Source organism: Vibrio gigantis (genome assembly GCF_024347515.1).
Lineage (GTDB): Bacteria > Pseudomonadota > Gammaproteobacteria > Enterobacterales > Vibrionaceae > Vibrio > Vibrio gigantis.
Window position 1 is genome coordinate 634,512 of record NZ_AP025492.1, and the last position, 21,300, is coordinate 655,811.

General features: G+C 45.3%; 14 protein-coding genes, 3 tRNA genes and 3 rRNA genes. 14 read left to right on the forward strand and 6 right to left on the reverse strand.

The window, feature by feature from the left end; translation table 11 throughout:
* Window positions 1-23 precede the first annotated feature (23 nt).
* The 3 genes from hpf to bamD form a co-directional block, all read right to left on the reverse strand.
* Window positions 24-359 (reverse strand): ribosome hibernation-promoting factor, HPF/YfiA family, encoded by a 336-nt coding sequence (gene hpf / locus OCV56_RS02845; RefSeq protein ID WP_004735034.1) that lies wholly within the window; start codon window positions 357-359, stop codon window positions 24-26.
* A gap of 446 nt (window positions 360-805) precedes the next feature.
* Window positions 806-2,230, reverse strand: coding sequence for an MltF family protein (locus tag OCV56_RS02850; protein ID WP_315973286.1), 1,425 nt, complete (start codon window positions 2,228-2,230; stop codon window positions 806-808).
* A 139-nt stretch (window positions 2,231-2,369) separates the two neighbouring features.
* Window positions 2,370-3,098, reverse strand: coding sequence for an outer membrane protein assembly factor BamD (bamD, locus tag OCV56_RS02855; protein WP_086712465.1), 729 nt, complete (start codon window positions 3,096-3,098; stop codon window positions 2,370-2,372).
* A gap of 137 nt (window positions 3,099-3,235) precedes the next feature.
* On the opposite strand from bamD, the gene rluD reads away from it, so the two are divergent.
* The 11 genes from rluD to OCV56_RS02910 all read left to right on the forward strand — a co-directional run bounded on the left by rluD (window position 3,236) and on the right by OCV56_RS02910 (window position 15,215).
* Window positions 3,236-4,210 carry a 23S rRNA pseudouridine(1911/1915/1917) synthase RluD gene (rluD, locus tag OCV56_RS02860; RefSeq protein WP_019820953.1) on the forward strand — a complete coding sequence of 325 codons (975 nt, stop codon included), beginning with the start codon at window positions 3,236-3,238 and terminating at the stop codon, window positions 4,208-4,210.
* Window position 4,211: 1 nt separating this feature from the next.
* Window positions 4,212-4,952 (forward strand): peptidoglycan editing factor PgeF, encoded by a 741-nt coding sequence (gene pgeF, locus OCV56_RS02865; protein WP_086712466.1) that lies wholly within the window; start codon window positions 4,212-4,214, stop codon window positions 4,950-4,952.
* Window positions 4,953-5,094: 142 nt separating this feature from the next.
* Window positions 5,095-7,668 carry an ATP-dependent chaperone ClpB gene (gene clpB / locus OCV56_RS02870; protein ID WP_086712467.1) on the forward strand — a complete coding sequence of 858 codons (2,574 nt, stop codon included), beginning with the start codon at window positions 5,095-5,097 and terminating at the stop codon, window positions 7,666-7,668.
* Window positions 7,669-8,245: 577 nt separating this feature from the next.
* Window positions 8,246-9,800, forward strand: a 16S ribosomal RNA gene (locus OCV56_RS02875).
* Between the two features lie 76 nt (window positions 9,801-9,876).
* Window positions 9,877-9,952: transfer RNA gene (locus OCV56_RS02880), tRNA-Ala, on the forward strand.
* 303 nt (window positions 9,953-10,255) lie between these two features.
* Window positions 10,256-13,149: ribosomal RNA gene (locus tag OCV56_RS02885) — 23S ribosomal RNA — on the forward strand.
* Window positions 13,150-13,244: 95 nt separating this feature from the next.
* Window positions 13,245-13,360 (forward strand): 5S ribosomal RNA (rrf, locus tag OCV56_RS02890).
* Together the 16S, 23S and 5S rRNA genes with 3 tRNA genes alongside form the textbook arrangement of a ribosomal RNA operon.
* A 43-nt stretch (window positions 13,361-13,403) precedes the next feature.
* Window positions 13,404-13,480, forward strand: a tRNA-Asp gene (locus OCV56_RS02895).
* Between the two features lie 60 nt (window positions 13,481-13,540).
* Window positions 13,541-13,617, forward strand: a tRNA-Trp gene (locus OCV56_RS02900).
* Window positions 13,618-13,804: 187 nt separating this feature from the next.
* The gene (gene mepA, locus OCV56_RS02905) at window positions 13,805-14,644 is read left to right on the forward strand and encodes a penicillin-insensitive murein endopeptidase (RefSeq protein WP_086716145.1); all 840 of its coding nucleotides are present in this window, start codon (window positions 13,805-13,807) and stop codon (window positions 14,642-14,644) included.
* Window positions 14,645-14,906: 262 nt separating this feature from the next.
* Window positions 14,907-15,215, forward strand: a complete 309-nt coding sequence (locus tag OCV56_RS02910) for a hypothetical protein (RefSeq protein ID WP_086716147.1) — start codon at window positions 14,907-14,909, stop codon at window positions 15,213-15,215.
* A 41-nt stretch (window positions 15,216-15,256) separates the two neighbouring features.
* Here the strand turns inward: OCV56_RS02910 and OCV56_RS02915 are convergent, their stop codons facing one another.
* The 3 genes from OCV56_RS02915 to rdgC all read right to left on the reverse strand — a co-directional run bounded on the left by OCV56_RS02915 (window position 15,257) and on the right by rdgC (window position 18,077).
* Complete coding sequence (locus tag OCV56_RS02915) at window positions 15,257-15,511, reverse strand: YfhL family 4Fe-4S dicluster ferredoxin (RefSeq protein WP_004735061.1); 255 nt, start codon at window positions 15,509-15,511, stop codon at window positions 15,257-15,259.
* Window positions 15,512-15,539: 28 nt separating this feature from the next.
* A complete protein-coding gene (trhP, locus tag OCV56_RS02920) occupies window positions 15,540-16,958 on the reverse strand; it encodes a prephenate-dependent tRNA uridine(34) hydroxylase TrhP (RefSeq protein WP_086716149.1) in 1,419 nt (472 codons plus the stop codon).
* Window positions 16,959-17,162: 204 nt separating this feature from the next.
* On the reverse strand, window positions 17,163-18,077 hold the full coding sequence (rdgC, locus tag OCV56_RS02925) for a recombination-associated protein RdgC (RefSeq protein ID WP_086716151.1): 915 nt from the start codon (window positions 18,075-18,077) through the stop codon (window positions 17,163-17,165).
* Between the two features lie 194 nt (window positions 18,078-18,271).
* Here rdgC and phoB point away from each other — a divergent pair, with 194 nt between their 5' ends.
* Genes phoB through OCV56_RS02940 form a run of 3 tightly spaced genes read left to right on the forward strand, consistent with a single transcriptional unit; the run spans window position 18,272 to window position 21,267 of the window.
* Entirely contained in the window at window positions 18,272-18,961 is a 690-nt protein-coding gene (gene phoB, locus OCV56_RS02930) for a phosphate regulon transcriptional regulator PhoB (RefSeq protein WP_004735064.1), read from the forward strand.
* A gap of 33 nt (window positions 18,962-18,994) precedes the next feature.
* Window positions 18,995-20,293 (forward strand): phosphate regulon sensor histidine kinase PhoR, encoded by a 1,299-nt coding sequence (gene phoR / locus OCV56_RS02935; protein WP_017062847.1) that lies wholly within the window; start codon window positions 18,995-18,997, stop codon window positions 20,291-20,293.
* A 17-nt stretch (window positions 20,294-20,310) separates the two neighbouring features.
* Window positions 20,311-21,267 (forward strand): PstS family phosphate ABC transporter substrate-binding protein, encoded by a 957-nt coding sequence (locus OCV56_RS02940; protein ID WP_086716152.1) that lies wholly within the window; start codon window positions 20,311-20,313, stop codon window positions 21,265-21,267.
* The last annotated feature ends 33 nt before the right edge of the window (window positions 21,268-21,300 follow it).

The following is a 21,300-nucleotide window of genomic DNA, read 5'->3' on the forward strand; positions in this document are numbered from 1 at the left end:
ATTTTTTAATCTGTTATCTTTCCTTATTCTACTTCAGCTTCTAGCTCTTCGATTTCAGGCTTTTCGGCGCGGCGTGCTTCAGGTTTATGGCGTAGCTTGTTGAGTTGACGCTCTAGTTTTTGTTCTACTTCGTTGATAGCTACGTAGAGGTCGTCATGAATTGATGAAGCAACAAGTTGGCCTTTTGGTACGGTTAGAACCGCTTCAAATTTTTTCTTCTTGTTTGGTTCTTCGCTAAAGCTCGCTTGGCAGCCAATGATGTCTACTTGCCATTTATCCAGCTTTTTAAATTTGCTTTCTATGTGATCACGGATTGCAGAGGTAATGTCGATGTTTTTACCAGTGATGTTCATTTTCATAGAAGTTTTCCTCTGTTGTATCCCTCATGGGTTAACTTCAGATTACGACTTTTAGGAATAAAGAATGTGATCTAGATCTTGTTTTTGTTGGGTGGGGTAAGCATTAAAATCAAATGTGATCTTACGCAAGTCTTGATATGTTTTTGGCGAAAAATGCTTGTTATCCTTATGAAAAACGATAAGTTGAAGGCAAGGCTTCGCTAAAAATTAAACCAGTTTTTAGGGGCGTCCTACAGCTTATAGAAAGTGCTTGATTGAAATTTGCTCAATAGTATTTTGTGATGCAGAGCACGTGACATAGACAGCTACGTAAGCTTCTTCAGAATTAGATATACAAAAGCCGCATAAGTTTTCTTATGCGGCTTTTGTATATTTGGACCTACCTAATACCTTTACTCTCAAACTCTCAAACTCTCAAACTCTCAAACTCTCAAGTTAAGGCGCTGTTAATCATTGGTGCTTAGTAATCTTGCCGTACCATTTTCTCGGATAGCATCGATCGCCTGTAATTGTTTGTAAATTACAAAGTAACGATTAATGTTGGCTACGTAAGTGACAGGCTCTTTACTCACGTATTTGCGTGTGATGATTTCGACGTTTTTAAACCAGATGTTTGGGTTGTAACCTTTCTGTTTGGCAATGCGCCTCATCTTTCTGATCTTAGCTGGCCCCGCGTTGTAAGAAGCCAAAGTGAAGTAGATTTGGTTGTCTGGCGTAATGGCTGGGTCGTCAAAATACCTGTCCTTAATGAAACGCATGTATTTCACACCCGCATGGATGTTGTTATCCACCTTGTGTATGTTTTTGATGTTGACGTTTTTGTCTTTGGCGGTACTTGGCAACACCTGCATCACACCAATAGCTCCACGATGAGAAACTCTGCTTTGATCCAACCCTGACTCTTGGAAACCTTGTGCAGACATCATCAAAGGATCGAATTCGTATTTACTCGAATACTTTTCAAAGACATCGGCGAGTTTAGCTACTCGGTCTATTTTATTTGGGTTGAGTGCTCTACCTAACCAGCGAGTGTTGTCGATGTATTTCTGATAGATAACATTCCCAAGTAGGGTGCCTGTACGTGCGGTCTTGACGTATTTGTTTATCTCTTTCTTTAGCTGAGGACTGTTTTTTCTCAATGCCCATGCTATTTGGCCATTTTCACGTAAGGGCAAATCATGATGAACTTGAATGTTTTCCATTACGTCGGTCCATAGCTTTGCTTTATGGCTGTCTAGGATTGTACCTTGTATATAACCTTGGTTAACGAGTTCAATCAGCTCGTAGTCTTGTAATGACTCCTCGATAAAGTGGACATGCAGTGGTGGCAAACCTAACTCGTTAAGTGCTTTATTGACGCTTTGTACACTCTCGAAGTAACTCGAGCTTGCACGGATCCACACTTCTTTTCCGCTCAATTGCTTGATCTCAGTGATAGGTTCTGCCTTTTTCCCTGTGATAATGAGTTCTTTGCCATCTCTAATCATTGGATCTGAAAAATCGATGATTTCTAAACGCTTGTCAGTGATCGTTAGGTTAGCGACAGCGACATCACCATAGCCAGATTCTAAAGAGGGAAGTAGATCGTCTCGTTGTACGGGAATGATTTGAACATTGAGGTAGGGATGTTTTCTACGAAGGCTTTTTTCAAAGTGGTAGAGCATTTCTGCCACGATGCCTTTTGGCTTACCATCCTCGATATAATAGAAACCAAGATCGGCAGATACGAGCACTCTAACCGTTCCTTTGGTTTTGAGTACATCCAAGTCGCCCATGTAAGGCTTATTGCTTAATGGGGACAGTTCTAATGCGTAGGATAATTGGCTAAATAGCGATATCCAGATAAATAATAACAACCTACTCACATCCACACTCCATGTTGATGTTTTGTTAAAAGTTATCTTTTGAAGATACCGTGTATTGTGCGTTTCATCAAGTTTACGATATAGGGTCGAAAAAAAGCGCGCTAGTAAATTAGCGCGCTTTTTTGATAGAGATGTAAGAAGTTGATTAAGGTAGTGGGTTTAATTCAATCAACTTTTCTGTTCTTGAAACTGCGTCATCTAGGCCTAGCTGTTTATAAGCTTCTAGTTGGATATCTAAAGACTTGCGCGCAGCAATGGTGTCTGGGTAAGTTTTTTGCAGCTCTTGCGTTCTGTTAATCGCAGCAATCCAAGCTTCACGGCGTAGGTAGAAATCCGCCGTTGCTAGGTCGTAATCCGCCAAACGGTTTTTAAGTGCGAACATGCGTTTTTGTGCATCTTCAGCATAAGGGCTGCTAGGGAAACGCTCGAGTAGTCGCTTAAAGTCAGCAAAAGCGAGCTTTACTGGCTCAGGATCTCGATCACTGCGGTCGATATTAAAAATATCGTGCATGAAGTTTCGGTCTTGCGCCATGTGCGTTAAGCCGCGCATGTAAAGAACCCAGTCTTGCTTCTCGTGAGTTGGGTTTAAACGCAAGAAACGTGAAATGGTCGCTAGGCCAAGCGCTAGGTCATCATTTTTGTAGTAAGCGTAAATCAGGTCTAGCTGTACTTGTTCAGAATAGGCGCCGAAAGGGTAACGAGAGTCTAGGGCTTCTAGCTTTTCAATGGCAGAAAGCCAGCTACCGCTCTGTAGCGATTCTTGAGCCTCAGAGTAGAGAACCGATGGCGGTACATCTGGCACTATCTCTTCGGTACTTGAACAACCAGCCAAGAGTGATACGGCTAATAGACCCGCTAAAGTAAGGTGTTTCATGTCAGGCGTCGATTCCTTGAATTAAATATTTCGTAAGCTTCCGTTACTTTCTAACCAGTAACAGATACAATGATGCAATTATTCTATTTTATCCATACTAATGGGTATTAGTCTCACGGTTTTTAAAAAAGTTCGATATGGCTCAGCAGATCACATTAACAGACACAGTAAAAAGCAGCCAGTTAGGTCAACGTTTAGACCAAGCTGTCGCTGAACTATTTACCGATTTTTCTCGCTCTCGTATTAAAGAGTGGCTTCTTGACGGCAAAATCCAAGTGGATGGCGAAGTTATTACTAAGCCGCGCGTTAAGGTTTTGGGCGGTGAGGAGATCATCTTGCAAGCTGAACTTGCAGATGAAGAGCGCTGGGAAGCACAAGATATTCCTCTAGACATCGTCTACGAAGATGATGACTTATTGGTTATCAACAAGCCTCGCGACTTGGTTGTACACCCAGGAGCAGGCACGCCGGATGGAACCATACTAAACGCATTGCTTTTCCATTACCCACAGATTGCAGAAGTGCCTCGTGCAGGTATTGTGCACCGTCTTGATAAAGACACAACAGGTCTTATGGTTGTAGCTAAAACGGTTCCAGCTCAAACTCGTCTTGTACGTGCTCTTGCTAAGCGTCGTATTACTCGTGAATATGAAGCAATTGCAATTGGCAAAATGACCGCTGGTGGTGTGGTAGAGAAAGGCATTAGCCGTCATGCAACTAAGCGTACCTTAATGGACGTAAATGAATTAGGAAAGCCAGCGGTAACTCACTACCGTGTTGCTGAGCACTTCCGCGAGCATACTCGTATTCGTCTGCGCCTAGAAACGGGTCGTACTCACCAAATCCGTGTTCATATGTCATACCTTCAGCATCCACTGCTAGGTGATGTTGCATACGGTGGTCGTGCTCGTATTCCAAAAGGTGCATCTGAAGAGCTAACGACAATGATTCGTTCTTTTGACCGCCAAGCACTGCACGCCGTTATGCTTAAATTTGTTCACCCAATTACAGGTGAAGAAGTGGAGTTCCACGCACCTGTGCCAAATGACATGGTTGTGATGGCTGAAGCATTACGTGTTGATGCTCGCGAAAATAAAGAAGAAGACATTTAATATGTCGTTGATCATCCCTAACTGGAATGCACCCAATAACGTGAAGGCAATTGCGTCGACACGTGTAGGAGGCTTTTCTACTGATGCGTATCAAGGATTAAACCTAGGTACGCATGTTGGGGATGATGCTTCGCTTGTTGAAAACAATAGAACTTGGCTTAAGCAGCAAGCTAACATGCCCACAGCTCCTATATGGTTAAATCAAACTCACTCAACAGACGTCGTAACGGTTTTACAATCTACGGCAGATATTCTTGATGCTGACGGTGTATTTACCACTGCGAAAGGTGTTGTCTGTTCTGCGATGACCGCCGATTGCTTACCTGTAATTCTTACTGATACCAAAGGCACTCAAGTTGCTGCTGTTCATGCTGGTTGGCGTGGTCTTGCTGGTGGAATTCTTGAAAATGCAGTCGCAAAGTTTTCAAACCTAGATTCAGAGAATAAGATCATTGCTTGGCTTGGTCCTGCAATAGGCAAACAAGCTTTTGAAGTTGGTGATGATGTGTTAAAAGCTTTCATCAGTTTTGACCCTCAAGCGAAGCTCGCATTTAAAGCGAAACCTGAACCCGGTAAATGGCTAGCGAATATGTCTCAACTGGCAAAGCAACGACTTGAGAAAGTGGGTGTGTCGGAAGTGACAGATTCCAATCTATGTACCTTCGCTGATGCCGATGCGTTTTATTCTTATCGTCGTGATGGTATTACTGGACGCCAAGCTACCTTTATTTGGTTAGACTAACCTCTAGCTAGTGTGATTAGTCATCCAGCTCATTTATATTTTTATATAAACTCTATTCTTCATTTTTATCCCTTGAAAATCCGCGTTACCGTATCCATCTTCTAACCATAAGATAAACATATCTAAGAGTAGGAAGGTTGGCATGCGTCTCGATCGATTCACTAGTAAATTCCAAATTGCGATATCTGATGCTCAGTCGCTCGCATTAGGTCGTGATCACCAATATATAGAACCTGTACACCTAATGGTGTCTTTGCTTAATCAAGATGGTAGTGCAATTCGCCCATTGCTGACCATGTTGAATATTGATGTGGTTCAATTGCGTTCTAAATTGAGCGAAATATTAGACCGAGTACCAAAAGTAAGTGGTATTGGTGGTGACGTTCAGCTGTCGAATGCAATGGGAACGCTATTCAACCTATGTGACAAGGTCGCACAAAAGCGCCAAGACAGTTACATATCTTCAGAAGTCTTCCTACTTGCTGCGATTGAAGACAAAGGCCCTTTAGGAAATCTACTTAAAGAGCTAGGTCTTACCGAGCAAAAATTATCTCAAGCTATTGAGCAAGTTCGCGGTGGTCAGAAGGTCGATGACCCAAATGCGGAAGATAGACGACAAGCATTAGAGAAGTTCACCATTGACCTGACCGAAAGAGCTGAGCAAGGCAAGCTGGATCCGGTAATTGGCCGAGATGACGAAATTCGCCGCACCATCCAAGTACTTCAACGCCGTACTAAGAATAACCCTGTCATTATTGGTGAGCCTGGAGTCGGTAAAACGGCGATAGTTGAAGGTTTAGCGCAGCGTATTATCAATAATGAGGTTCCGGAAGGTTTGAGAGGCCGACGTGTACTTTCTTTAGATATGGGCTCTTTAATTGCAGGTGCTAAATATCGTGGTGAATTTGAAGAACGTTTAAAATCAGTTCTTAACGAATTATCGAAAGAAGAGGGCAACATCATTCTCTTCATCGATGAAATTCACACTATGGTAGGGGCGGGTAAAGGTGAAGGCTCTATGGATGCCGGGAATATGCTGAAACCAGCATTGGCTCGTGGTGAACTTCATTGTGTCGGCGCGACGACGCTCGATGAATATCGCCAGTATATAGAGAAAGATCCTGCGCTAGAGCGTCGATTCCAAAAAGTGATTGTCGATGAGCCAACCGTGGAAGACACGGTTGCGATTCTCCGTGGTTTGAAAGAGCGCTATGAACTTCATCATCACGTAGAAATTACCGACCCAGCGATTGTTGCGGCAGCAACGTTATCTCACCGATACGTTTCTGATCGTCAACTGCCAGATAAGGCGATTGATCTGATTGATGAGGCGGCCTCGAGTATTCGTATGCAGATCGACTCGAAACCTGAGTCGCTAGATAAGCTCGAACGCAAGATCATTCAATTGAAGATCGAGCAGCAAGCTCTTACTAATGAAAATGACGAAGCCAGTGAAAAGCGTCTTCGAACATTACAAGAAGAGCTTTCCGACAAAGAACGCGATTTCGCTGAGCTTGAAGAAGTGTGGAATGCAGAGAAAGCCGCGCTTTCTGGCACGCAACATATTAAATCAGAGCTAGAGCAAGCTCGTATGGATATGGACTTTGCGAGACGTGCTGGTGATCTTAACCGAATGTCTGAATTGCAATATGGCCGAATCCCAGAATTGGAGAAGCAGTTAGATCTCGCGACTCAAGCTGAAATGCAAGAAATGACCTTATTACGTAATAAGGTGACTGATGCTGAGATTGCCGATGTTCTTTCAAAGCAAACCGGCATCCCGGTTTCTAAAATGCTAGAGGCTGAGAAAGAGAAGCTTCTAAGAATGGAAGGTGTTCTGCATAAGCGCGTTATTGGCCAAGCGGAAGCAGTAGAAGTGGTATCGAATGCGATTCGTCGTAGCCGTGCGGGTTTGTCTGATCCGAATAAGCCGATTGGCTCTTTCTTATTCCTTGGCCCAACAGGCGTTGGTAAAACCGAGTTGTGTAAAACGCTCGCGAACTTCATGTTTGATAGTGATGATGCAATGGTCCGCATCGATATGTCTGAGTTTATGGAGAAGCATTCTGTTGCTCGTTTAGTTGGTGCTCCTCCGGGTTACGTTGGATATGAAGAAGGTGGCTACTTAACAGAAGCGGTGCGTCGTAAGCCTTACTCTGTGATTTTGCTCGATGAGGTAGAGAAGGCGCATCCAGATGTTTTCAATATCTTATTGCAGGTTCTTGATGATGGACGCTTAACTGATGGACAAGGTCGCACGGTCGATTTTAGAAATACGGTAGTGATCATGACATCTAACCTTGGCTCTTCGAGAATTCAAGAGAACTTCAATACGCTCGATTACCAAGGAATAAAGAATGAGGTGATGGAAGTGGTAGGTAAACATTTCCGTCCTGAGTTTTTGAACCGAGTTGATGAAAGCGTTGTGTTCCACCCATTAGGTCAAGAGCACATTCAATCGATAGCCTCTATTCAACTTGAGCACCTTAAGAAGCGAATGGAAGACAATGGTTATGAGCTTGAAGTTTCGGATAAAGCACTGAAGTTAATTTCTCAAGTTGGTTTTGATCCAGTATATGGTGCGCGACCTTTGAAAAGAGCGATTCAGCAAAGTGTCGAGAACCCGTTAGCGAAAGCGATATTGGCAGGAAAAATTAATCCAGATAAGAAAGTACAGCTGTTAGTAAACAACGACCGTATTATTGCTCACCAATAATTAAAGCAAGAATTGTAGGTACGATTGGCCTAAATTAGGCTTAATCGTACCTATTTTGAACGCTTTGTGTGAATAGTGTTCGAACGATCGCCGGTGGCGGTTTTTTTTGTTTTTTGCCTTGTGCAAAGGATTATTCTCTCTATAATGCGCCTCCGTTGCCAAGGATAACCAAACGGTTTGAACTGGGTAACGAGACGGTGATAAGCATTTAAGATGCTTTGAAAAATTAGCTGGAAAAAGTGTTTGACACTGGAATCCAATCCGCTAGAATGGCCGTCCACTTAGAGAGGCTCCTTACTAAAAGGAACGCTCAATAGGTATAGCTCTTTAACAATTTAAACCTATCAATCTGTGTGGGCACTCGTTGATGAATATCAAAACGTTATTACTTAGGTAATAGCAGTTACTTCGGTAACAAAATGATTTCAATGAACTGAGTGACCAATACGAATAATTACTTTCTTTATAGAGAGGGGTTATTTGGCACAGTCAATTCATTATCATTCTGTTGGAATGGTAATAGCTTTAAAATTACACAGTAGTTTTGAAGTCAGTATTCGTTGAGTCACAAAATCTTAAATTGAAGAGTTTGATCATGGCTCAGATTGAACGCTGGCGGCAGGCCTAACACATGCAAGTCGAGCGGAAACGACACTAACAATCCTTCGGGTGCGTTAATGGGCGTCGAGCGGCGGACGGGTGAGTAATGCCTAGGAAATTGCCTTGATGTGGGGGATAACCATTGGAAACGATGGCTAATACCGCATAATGCCTACGGGCCAAAGAGGGGGACCTTCGGGCCTCTCGCGTCAAGATATGCCTAGGTGGGATTAGCTAGTTGGTGAGGTAATGGCTCACCAAGGCGACGATCCCTAGCTGGTCTGAGAGGATGATCAGCCACACTGGAACTGAGACACGGTCCAGACTCCTACGGGAGGCAGCAGTGGGGAATATTGCACAATGGGCGAAAGCCTGATGCAGCCATGCCGCGTGTATGAAGAAGGCCTTCGGGTTGTAAAGTACTTTCAGTTGTGAGGAAGGGGGTAGCGTTAATAGCGCTATCTCTTGACGTTAGCAACAGAAGAAGCACCGGCTAACTCCGTGCCAGCAGCCGCGGTAATACGGAGGGTGCGAGCGTTAATCGGAATTACTGGGCGTAAAGCGCATGCAGGTGGTTCATTAAGTCAGATGTGAAAGCCCGGGGCTCAACCTCGGAACTGCATTTGAAACTGGTGAACTAGAGTACTGTAGAGGGGGGTAGAATTTCAGGTGTAGCGGTGAAATGCGTAGAGATCTGAAGGAATACCAGTGGCGAAGGCGGCCCCCTGGACAGATACTGACACTCAGATGCGAAAGCGTGGGGAGCAAACAGGATTAGATACCCTGGTAGTCCACGCCGTAAACGATGTCTACTTGGAGGTTGTGGCCTTGAGCCGTGGCTTTCGGAGCTAACGCGTTAAGTAGACCGCCTGGGGAGTACGGTCGCAAGATTAAAACTCAAATGAATTGACGGGGGCCCGCACAAGCGGTGGAGCATGTGGTTTAATTCGATGCAACGCGAAGAACCTTACCTACTCTTGACATCCAGAGAAGCCAGCGGAGACGCAGGTGTGCCTTCGGGAGCTCTGAGACAGGTGCTGCATGGCTGTCGTCAGCTCGTGTTGTGAAATGTTGGGTTAAGTCCCGCAACGAGCGCAACCCTTATCCTTGTTTGCCAGCGAGTAATGTCGGGAACTCCAGGGAGACTGCCGGTGATAAACCGGAGGAAGGTGGGGACGACGTCAAGTCATCATGGCCCTTACGAGTAGGGCTACACACGTGCTACAATGGCGCATACAGAGGGCAGCAAGCTAGCGATAGTGAGCGAATCCCAAAAAGTGCGTCGTAGTCCGGATTGGAGTCTGCAACTCGACTCCATGAAGTCGGAATCGCTAGTAATCGTGAATCAGAATGTCACGGTGAATACGTTCCCGGGCCTTGTACACACCGCCCGTCACACCATGGGAGTGGGCTGCAAAAGAAGTGGGTAGTTTAACCTTTCGGGGAGGACGCTCACCACTTTGTGGTTCATGACTGGGGTGAAGTCGTAACAAGGTAGCCCTAGGGGAACCTGGGGCTGGATCACCTCCTTATACGAAGATACTTACGATGAGTGTCCACACAGATTGATGGTTTAATAAGTTAAGAGTAGGAAATACTTTTCCAGATGGGGCTATAGCTCAGCTGGGAGAGCGCCTCGCTGGCAGCGAGGAGGTCTGCGGTTCGATCCCGCATAGCTCCACCATCTTTAAGTGTTCTTCCTTAAGAATCTTTAAAAATGGTTATTTCTTTTGAAATATCTAGCTCTTTAACAATTTGGAAAGCTGACTGATTTGATTACTTACGAGTAATTCAATCAAATTTAAAAGTTCTCAATGTTTACCTTTAAGGTAAACACAACAAACACATTCAAGTGTCTTGTATTCGAATCAATGTTTACATTGATTCACAATTGAGTCCGGCAAACAGTTATCAAGAATTAACCCTTCTTGATGACAACCAAAAACCTTGGTTAGTTGCCATACATTAAGACCCTTTCGGGTTGTATGGTTAAGTGACTAAGCGTACACGGTGGATGCCTTGGCAGTCAGAGGCGATGAAAGGCGTAATAACTTGCGATAAGCCCAGATTAGGTAGTAATAACCTTTTGAGTCTGGGATTCCTGAATGGGGAAACCCACTTACATAAGTAAGTATCCTGTTGTGAATACATAGCAACAGGAGGCAAACCGGGGGAACTGAAACATCTAAGTACCCCGAGGAAGAGAAATCAACCGAGATTCCGAAAGTAGCGGCGAGCGAAATTGGATTAGCCCTTAAGCTTTTAATGATGCAGGTGAAGAGTCTGGAAAGTCTCGCAATAAAGGGTGATAGCCCCGTAACCGACACATCATAATCAGTGAAAACGAGTAGGGCGGGACACGTGATATCCTGTCTGAATATGGGGGGACCATCCTCCAAGGCTAAATACTACTGACTGACCGATAGTGAACCAGTACCGTGAGGGAAAGGCGAAAAGAACCCCTGTGAGGGGAGTGAAATAGAACCTGAAACCGTGTACGTACAAGCAGTAGGAGCACCTTCGTGGTGTGACTGCGTACCTTTTGTATAATGGGTCAGCGACTTAATTTTAGTAGCAAGGTTAACCGTTTAGGGGAGCCGTAGGGAAACCGAGTCTTAACTGGGCGTACAGTTGCTAGGATTAGACCCGAAACCAGGTGATCTAGCCATGGGCAGGTTGAAGGTTGAGTAACATCAACTGGAGGACCGAACCGACTAATGTTGAAAAATTAGCGGATGACTTGTGGCTAGGGGTGAAAGGCCAATCAAACCTGGAGATAGCTGGTTCTCCCCGAAAGCTATTTAGGTAGCGCCTCGGACGAATACTACTGGGGGTAGAGCACTGTTAAGGCTAGGGGGTCATCCCGACTTACCAACCCTTTGCAAACTCCGAATACCAGTAAGTACTATCCGGGAGACACACGGCGGGTGCTAACGTCCGTCGTGGAGAGGGAAACAACCCAGACCGCCAGCTAAGGTCCCAAAGTATAGCTAAGTGGGAAACGATGTGGGAAGGCTCAGACAGCCAGGATGTTGGCTTAGAAGCAGCCATCATTTAAAGAAAGCGTAATAGCTCACTGGTCGAGTCGGCCTGCGCGGAAGATGTAACGGGGCTAAGCTATACACCGAAGCTGCGGCTACGTACCTTAGGGTATGTGGGGTAGGGGAGCGTTCTGTAAGCCGTTGAAGGTGGTCTGTAAGGGCTGCTGGAGGTATCAGAAGTGCGAATGCTGACATGAGTAACGATAAAGGGAGTGAAAAACTCCCTCGCCGGAAGACCAAGGGTTCCTGTCCAACGTTAATCGGGGCAGGGTAAGTCGACTCCTAAGGCGAGGCCGAAAGGCGTAGTCGATGGGAAACGGGTTAATATTCCCGTACTTCTTACAATTGCGATGGGGGGACGGAGAAGGCTAGGTGGGCCTGGCGACGGTTGTCCAGGTTCAAGTACGTAGGCGGAAAGTTTAGGTAAATCCGGACTTTCATTAACGCTGAGATACGATGTCGAGCTACTACGGTAGTGAAGTCATTGATGCCATGCTTCCAGGAAAAGCCTCTAAGCTTCAGATTGTAAGGAATCGTACCCCAAACCGACACAGGTGGTCGGGTAGAGAATACCAAGGCGCTTGAGAGAACTCGGGTGAAGGAACTAGGCAAAATGGTACCGTAACTTCGGGAGAAGGTACGCTCTTATCAGTGAAGTCCCTTGCGGATGGAGCAGACGAGAGTCGCAGATACCAGGTGGCTGCAACTGTTTATTAAAAACACAGCACTGTGCAAAATCGTAAGATGACGTATACGGTGTGACGCCTGCCCGGTGCCGGAAGGTTAATTGATGGGGTTAGACTTCGGTCGAAGCTCTTGATCGAAGCCCCGGTAAACGGCGGCCGTAACTATAACGGTCCTAAGGTAGCGAAATTCCTTGTCGGGTAAGTTCCGACCTGCACGAATGGCGTAATGATGGCCACGCTGTCTCCACCCGAGACTCAGTGAAATTGAAATCGCTGTGAAGATGCAGTGTACCCGCGGCTAGACGGAAAGACCCCGTGAACCTTTACTACAGCTTGGCACTGAACATTGAACCTACATGTGTAGGATAGGTGGGAGACTTTGAAACCGCGTCGCTAGATGTGGTGGAGTCGTCCTTGAAATACCACCCTTGTAGTTTTGATGTTCTAACGTTGGTCCCTGAATCGGGATTACGGACAGTGCCTGGTGGGTAGTTTGACTGGGGCGGTCTCCTCCCAAAGAGTAACGGAGGAGCACGAAGGTGGGCTAAACACGGTTGGACATCGTGTGGTTAGTGCAATGGCATAAGCCCGCTTGACTGCGAGAATGACAATTCGAGCAGGTGCGAAAGCAGGTCATAGTGATCCGGTGGTTCTGAATGGAAGGGCCATCGCTCAACGGATAAAAGGTACTCCGGGGATAACAGGCTGATACCGCCCAAGAGTTCATATCGACGGCGGTGTTTGGCACCTCGATGTCGGCTCATCACATCCTGGGGCTGAAGTCGGTCCCAAGGGTATGGCTGTTCGCCATTTAAAGTGGTACGCGAGCTGGGTTTAGAACGTCGTGAGACAGTTCGGTCCCTATCTGCCGTGGGCGTTGGAAAATTGAAAGGGGCTGCTCCTAGTACGAGAGGACCGGAGTGGACGAACCTCTGGTGTTCGGGTTGTCATGCCAATGGCATTGCCCGGTAGCTAAGTTCGGAATCGATAACCGCTGAAAGCATCTAAGCGGGAAGCGAGCCTTGAGATGAGTTTTCCCTGACACTTTAAGTGTCCTAAAGGGTTGTCGTAGACTACGACGTTGATAGGCAGGGTGTGTAAGTGCTGCGAGGCATTGAGCTAACCTGTACTAATTGCCCGTGAGGCTTAACCATACAACACCCAAGGGGTTTTGATGGACTCAAAGAAATACCAAACGCTTGAATGAGTTTGAAGAGAACAGAAACAGCTTTCCGAATTTTAAAATTTGCTTGGCGACCATAGCATTGTGGACCCACCTGATTCCATGCCGAACTCAGAAGTGAAACACAATAGCGCCGATGGTAGTGTGGGGCTTCCCCATGTGAGAGTAGGACATCGCCAGGCTTTAAATTTGAACACTTGTCAGCGACGACAAGTATTCCACTGCGGAGTGGTAGTTCAGTTGGTTAGAATACCGGCCTGTCACGCCGGGGGTCGCGGGTTCGAGTCCCGTCCACTCCGCCACTTATTCGATAACCTCGCCTAGTGCGAGGTTTTTTCGAATCTGAAGTAGTAAAAAGTTTTAGGGGTGTAGCTCCAATTGGCAGAGCAGCGGATTCCAAATCCGCGTGTTGGGAGTTCGAATCTCTCCACCCCTGCCATATTCAAGGCTCTAGTCGAAAGACTAGAGCCTTTTTACTTTCTGGCGTCGAACTACTTCATACTCCCCATTCAGTTTCTCCCATCTCAAATAGCTCTCTGTATATCCCCCAAAAGTTGCCAATAATCGTCAACTATTCTCTAATGCCGACTAGTATAGATAATATGCATCACTTACATGGAGCTGTTATGAGGCTATCTTTTGTTTTAGTTGTCATGTTTTATTCATTTTCTGCTTTGGCAACACCTTGGGAGAAAGAGAAAAGCCCGACGACAAACTCAACCTCATCGATAGGGAGCTATGCTAATGGCTGCTTGGATGGTGCGCAGGCTTTGCCTATTAATGGTTTGGGGTATCAGATCATTCGACCTCAAAGAGAGCGCTATTATGGCCATACAGAAGCTATAAAGTTTATTGAGAGATTAGGGGGTACCACTAGCGAGAAACTCAATACTAATTTATTGGTTGGTGATATTTCTCTTCCTAGGGGAGGGCGCTTTTCTTCTGGTCATTCAAGTCATCAAACTGGATTGGATATCGATATATGGCTGAGGTTAACGGATAAAAGGCTCTCTGAGAATGAACTCGCGGTTCCTAAGCCAGTTAGTGTTGTCGATCTTACTAACTACAAACTTCGTCAATCTAACTGGAGTAACGACCACTTCCAGGTCATTCGCTACGCCGCGGAAGATGAAAAAGTGGCGCGTATTTTTGTTCATCCAGTGATTAAGAAAACCCTTTGTGACCAAGAAAAATCTGACGCTAATAATAGAGCTTGGTTAGGAAAAATAAGGCCTTGGTGGGGACACCATTCTCATTTCCACGTTCGTTTAAAATGTCCAGAAGGCAGTTCAAACTGCATAGCTCAAGCAAGCCCTCCTAAAGGTGATGGTTGTGGAGATGAGCTCGCAAGCTGGGCACCAAAGACAATCCCTGTCCCTCCCCCTAAAAAGGTAGCTACCAAGAAGAAAAAAAAGAAAATTAAAGTCATGCCTAGTCAATGTCTAGCCTTGATTTCGAATAAGTAATCGAATTATCAATGGCTTATTAAGGTGGTAATGCCACTCGTTTTGTCGACGCTAAAAACTGGAGAAATGTCACACTTTTGTCTAGAGTTTATAAATACGACATTAAGAATATCGTTTGATATTGAGAGCATTAATGATGAAAACAGTGACAATTTGACTGGGCTAGGTCAGGGGTAAGTGTTTGGGGTGAAAGATGCGGCTTATGTGTAGTATGTGAAATCAGAGTCTGATACCCGTCGATAAATAATTCAAGGATAAGACTATGACTATGATTTGTGCAAAGGAATTTTCAGAATGGTTAAGACATAGGTTCAACGCTGAAAGCTCGGGTATTTCTATTTCGAGAGTCGATATTACCCAACTGACAGGCAGGCAGCGTTTAGACCCTAGTTTCGTAAATGATGTTCACTATGAATTGATGCAGTATGGGATGGCATTCGTGACAGATACCAGTAGGGAAAACTTTTATCTTGTTCCGGTAGCTCAATCAATTAACTGGCGAGAACGACTTGAATACCAATTTGAAAAAGAGCTCTTCTGCAATATTTATCCAATCGAAAAATCAGGATAAAAAAAAGGTTCAACTTATGGTTAAGTTGAACCTTTTTCTTTTTAGGTCAAGCCTTGAATAATGACAAACTTTTCGAGCAGTTCATCGTCAGTTTCAATGTGGTTTGGATCAGTGATGATGCACTTGGTAATTGGGCATACAGACTGACACGTTGGCTTCTCATAGTGACCTTTACATTCAGTACATAAATCTGGGTCGATTTCGAAGATGCTGTCACCCATAGTGATTGCACCATTTGGGCATTCAGGGTCACACATATCGCAGTTTATGCACTTGTCAGTGATTAACAGAGCCATTGCTTACTTCTCGGTTTTCTAAGTAAAGTTACTTACCTGATGCGTTGCGTGTGTCTTGGCCTTCGCTCAAGTTACGCATTAACAAGCCGTACTCTAAGTCTAGATCAGCTGGTACTGGGATGAATACAAAGTGACCGTTACCTTTTGCGTCTTCAACTGCTTCAGACTTACGGTTTTCCATCATCTCTAGTGTGAAAACAACGTTACCTTTCGGTGTCATCATTTCTAAGCTGTCGCCTACTAGGAACTTGTTCTTCACTTCTACTTCTGCAAGATCGCCTCGGCGTTTACCTGTGAATTCACCAACAAATTGCTGAGTATCAGAGATAGAGTAACCGTACTCGTAGTTTTGGTAAGTGTCGTGAGTGTGGCGACGTAGGAAGCCTTCAGTGTAGCCACGGTGCGCTAGGCTCTCTAGTGTACCCATTAGGCTTTCATCAAATGGCTTGCCTGCTACTGCGTCATCGATCGCTTTACGATAAACCTGTGCAGTACGAGCACAGTAGTAGAAAGACTTAGTACGGCCTTCAATTTTCAGTGAGTGAACCCCCATCTTCGTTAGGCGCTCAACGTGTTGGATTGCACGAAGGTCTTTTGAGTTCATGATGTAAGTACCATGCTCATCTTCAAACGCAGCCATTTTTTCTTCTGGCTTGTGTGACTCTGAAAGTAGAACCACTTCGTCTGTTGGTTTACCTAGACCTAGTGTATTGTCTGGACGTTCATCTTGAACTTCAATATCTTGCGTCTCTACTTCCTGAATAGCAACACCAGTAGGGTTTGCTTCAACGATTTGACCGTTTTCGTCTTCTTTTGCTGCTTCTGTTTTGTATTCCCAACGACAAGCGTTAGTGCAAGTACCTTGGTTAGGATCGCGCTTGTTCATGTAACCAGAAAGCAGGCAGCGACCAGAGTACGCCATACAAAGTGCACCGTGAACAAAGATCTCTAGTTCTGTTTCTGGGCAGTGCTCGCGGATTTCTTCGATCTCTTCAAGTGATAGCTCACGAGATAGGATTACACGCTCAACGCCTTGGGTTGACCAGAACTTAACGGTAGCCCAGTTTACTGCATTTGCTTGAACAGAAAGGTGGATTGGCATTTCAGGGAACGCTTCACGAACCATCATGATAAGACCTGGGTCAGACATGATTAGGGCATCAGGGCCCATATCTACAACTGGCTTAAGGTCGCGAATGAATGTTTTTAATTTAGAGTTGTGCGGCTGAATGTTACATACAACATATAACTTCTTACCTTGAGCATGAGCTTCATCGATACCAATTTGTAGGTTTTCGTGATTGAACTCGTTGTTACGAACGCGAAGGCTGTAACGTGGCTGGCCTGCGTATACTGCATCTGCGCCGTAGGCGAATGCGTAACGCATGTTTTTAAGGCTTCCTGCCGGTGATAATAGTTCAGGTACAAATGGTTTTTGTGTAGTCATTGCTTCGTTCTCTAATCTGATCTCAAGTCAGGTTGATACCACCAAGTGATATCAAAGGGGCGCAAATTTTACGCTAAAATGAGTCTGGTTGATAGCCCTAAAGATAGCAATGATATTAAGAAGAGAGTGAAGGGATAAATATACAGCGGGAAATGTAGGGAAAATAAGCTCAGGCACGGAGCACCTGAGCTTTAGAGATAGCGATTAAGCGTTCGGTTGAGTTAATCCACCTAGTGATTCGAATAGGTTCGGAAGGAACACGCTGAACTCACCACATAGCAATGAGAAATCTGCATCAAAGCGTGCTGCTTGGTCTTCGCGAGGAATATCGTCGTTCTCATCTTTAAGTTCATCGCTGAACTTCAGGCGTTTGATACTGCCGTCTTCAGCCAGGATGAATTCAATGCGATCTTGCCAGTTGATAAGCAGCTTGGTTACCACTTTATTTGCTTCGATGTGGTTTTTAATCTCGTCGGCTTCTAGCTCTTGTTTCTTAACTCGAACAATACCACCGTCTTCTTGGATTGATTTAAGCTCAGCTTCGTCAAGCATAGTAATGCCTTGAGGTGTATCGCCCGACTTAACCCATTCGGTTAGTGTTGTTTCGATCGCTTGCTCAGGAATTGCAGGAACAACTGGTAGGCTACCCATTGTTTTGCGTAGCAGAGCTAACACGTCTTCTGCTTTTTTGTAGCTGCTAGCATCAACCACAATGAAGCCTTCTTTTGGCATGATCAGCGCGTATGTGAAGTTACTGCGGCTAAATGCACGAGGAAGAAGGTCAATAATGATGTCTTCTTTTAGGCTATCTTTCTCTTTCTTTTTAAGAGGAGTGCCTGACTCTGCCTCAAGAGTTTCAACTTTTGCATTCAGTGACTCTTTAATCACAGATGCTGGAAGCATTTTCTCTTCTTTCTTTGCACAGATTAGGATGCGGTTCTCTGATACGTGCGTCATCATATCGCCATGTTTACCCATTGCGTGCACCCAACCAAACTTCTGTTTGTCTTGGCTACCACAAGGAGTAAAGCGGAATTCTTCAAGTTGTTTCTCTAGCTGATCTGCGTTGAAATCAATATCACGGTTGAAGCGATAGACTAGGCAATTTTTAAACCACATATATTTTTCTCATACCTTTTTAGAAGTGCCTCATGATATGAGATCTAATTCGATTTGTCCTTAGCTCTGTATCAAAAGTTATAAAGTGAAACGTTTGAGACAGTTATATGAAAATTTGTTTTCAAAGGTCACAAAAGTGTCATAATTAACTCAGATAATGCAATGCGTTGATTAAATACAAAGGCTATTCAATTATGTCGAGAAGGATTCTGGTCGTTGAAGATGAAGCACCTATTCGTGAGATGCTGTGTTTTGTACTTGAACAAAAAGGCTACCAAGCAGTAGAGGCTGAAGATTACGATACAGCGGTAAACAAGCTATGTGAACCTTTCCCAGATCTAGTATTACTAGATTGGATGCTACCTGGTGGTAGCGGGATAAACTTTATCAAGCACATGAAGCGTGAAGAGTTAACTCGCAACATCCCAGTGGTGATGCTAACGGCTCGTGGTGAAGAAGAAGATAAGGTTCGCGGTTTAGAAGTTGGCGCTGACGACTACATTACCAAACCATTTTCACCAAAAGAGCTTGTAGCTCGCCTGAAAGCGGTTATTCGCCGTGTAACACCAACAGCATTGGAAGATGTGATTGATGTTCAAGGTCTTAAATTAGACCCAGTATCACACCGCGTTACCGCAAGCGAAGGCCCAGTTGATATGGGACCGACAGAATTCAAAATGCTGCATTTCTTTATGACGCACCAAGAGCGTGTATACAGCCGAGAGCAGCTGCTTAACAATGTTTGGGGTACCAACGTTTACGTTGAAGACCGCACGGTTGATGTACATATTCGACGCCTGCGTAAAGCGCTTGAGTCTGCAGGTCACGATAAGCTAATCCAAACGGTTCGTGGCGCTGGCTACCGTTTTTCTACAAAGGCTTAATGTGGCTTCGCTGCCCAGTTTACGGAGTCCTGAATGGTTGAAAAGTTAACCTGGAAAAAGCTGGCTTGGGAGCTGGCTTTTTTTTACGCACCATGGGTTTTAGTCGGATGGATATTCGGTTATCTACCTTGGTTACTGCTGGCTGCTACGGTATTGCAGCTCGGCTGGCATCTACACAATCAAATGCGTTTGTCCGCATGGCTGTGGGATGAGAAGCGTCTAACTCCACCTTCAGGCTCTGGCAACTGGGAATCTCTGTTTAACGGTATTTATCGTATGCAGCAGAGACAGCGTCGCAAACGTAAAGAGCTGACTAACCTTATTCGCCGTTTCCGTAACGGTGCTGAGTCCCTTCCCGATGCCGTTGTGGTATTTCGTGGTGAAGGCAATATCGTTTGGTGTAACAAGCTGGCTCAGTATTTGTTGGGCTTTCGTTGGCCAGATGATTCAGGTCAACCGATCTCGAACTTGATTCGTACTCCAGATTTTATTAAGTACCTTAATAAGCAAGATTTCTCTGAGCCATTAGAGATGCCTTCTCCATTGAATGTGGAACGTATGCTTGAACTGCGTATTGTGCCGTATACCGAGGGTGAACACCTGATGGTGGTGCGTGATGTGACCCAGCTTAAGCAGCTAGAGGGCATGCGCCGTAACTTCTTCGCTAACGTCTCTCATGAGTTGCGTACACCAATGACCGTCCTTCAAGGTTATCTTGAAATGACGGAAGACCCAGACATGATCGTTGGCCCAATGTGGACCAAGGCGCATGGTGTAATGACTGAGCAATTGAATCGTATGAACAGTCTGGTTAACCAGTTGCTCACGCTTTCGAAAATTGAAGCAGCGCCAATGCATGAGTTGGATGAAGTAGTGAACGTTCCGGCTATGCTTGAAGTTCTGGAGAAAGAAGCAGCAAGCTTAAGTGGTGACCGTGAACATAAACTTGAATTTGATATCGATAAAAGCCTTCGTGTTCTTGCTGATGAAGACCAATTGAGAAGTGCGATATCGAATCTCGTTTACAACGCAGTGAAATATACGCCACCGGGTGCGACGGTTAAGGTGCGTTGGTATCAGACTAGTCAAGGTGCGTGTTTGGATGTGTCAGACACAGGAGACGGTATTGAGCCTCAGCATTTACATCGCCTCACAGAGCGCTTCTATCGTGTAGATAAAGCCCGCTCTCGTGATACCGGTGGTAGTGGTCTTGGATTGGCGATTGTAAAGCATGCGCTTAGCCACCACGATTCACACCTCGAAATTCAAAGTGAAGTGGGCGTCGGCAGTCGTTTCCATTTCACGTTGCCAAACCGATTGACCGTGTCATGAGTGACTTAATACGCAGGATGCGTTTGCCGATTGGTTCTATGTTAGCGATGCTATTGGCGTGGCCAAGCTTCGCTGAACAGAGTGTTGAATCACTGCCTGATTATTCCAAGGTTCCTGGTATCTCTGGAAGCTTGTTGTCGGTCGGTTCTGATACTTTGGCTGGGATGACGACACTTTGGGTAGAGGAGTTTAAATCCTATTATCCGAATGTGAACGCTCAGGTCCAAGCATCTGGCTCTTCTACTGCACCTCCTGCATTGACAGAAGGGACAGCACACCTTGGCCCTATGAGCCGACCAATGCGTCTGCGTGAAGTAGAAGCCTTCGAAAGAGAGCATGGCTATAAACCAACTGCATTACGAGTGGCTATTGATGCAATAGGACTGTTTGTCCATCGAGATAACCCTATTGAAGGGCTGAACTTTCGTCAGATTGATGGCATCTTTTCTGAGACCCTACGCTGCGGAGCAACGAAGCCCCTCAATAACTGGCAAGATCTCGGAATCGATCAGCCATGGGCGAAACATCGATTCCAGCTGTTCGGTCGCAATTCAGTATCGGGTACTTATGGATACTTCAAACAGAATGCACTCTGTGGTGGTGATTTTAAAAATCGCGTGAATGAGCAACCAGGTTCCGCTTCTGTAGTTCAGTCGGTCGCTTCATCCATCAGCGGGATTGGCTATTCGGGTATTGGCTATCGTGTAGCTGGTGTTAAGCTGATTCCTATTGCAGAGCACGGTTCTAGTTATGTTGAGCCTACGCGTACGAATATCTTGAGCGGTGATTACCCTCTATCGCGCTTTCTTTATGTATACGTGAACAAACACCCAGATAAACCGCTTTCTCCCGTTGAGAGAGAGTTCCTCACTTTTGTGTTCTCAAAGCAAGGGCAAGAACTGGTAGAGAAAGATGGCTATTTAGCGATACCGTCTGAGTTCGCAGAGCAAGAGTTGGCGAAAGTTGGGCTCTGATTGAGGCTACTACAAACTTAGAAAAGAAGTGTT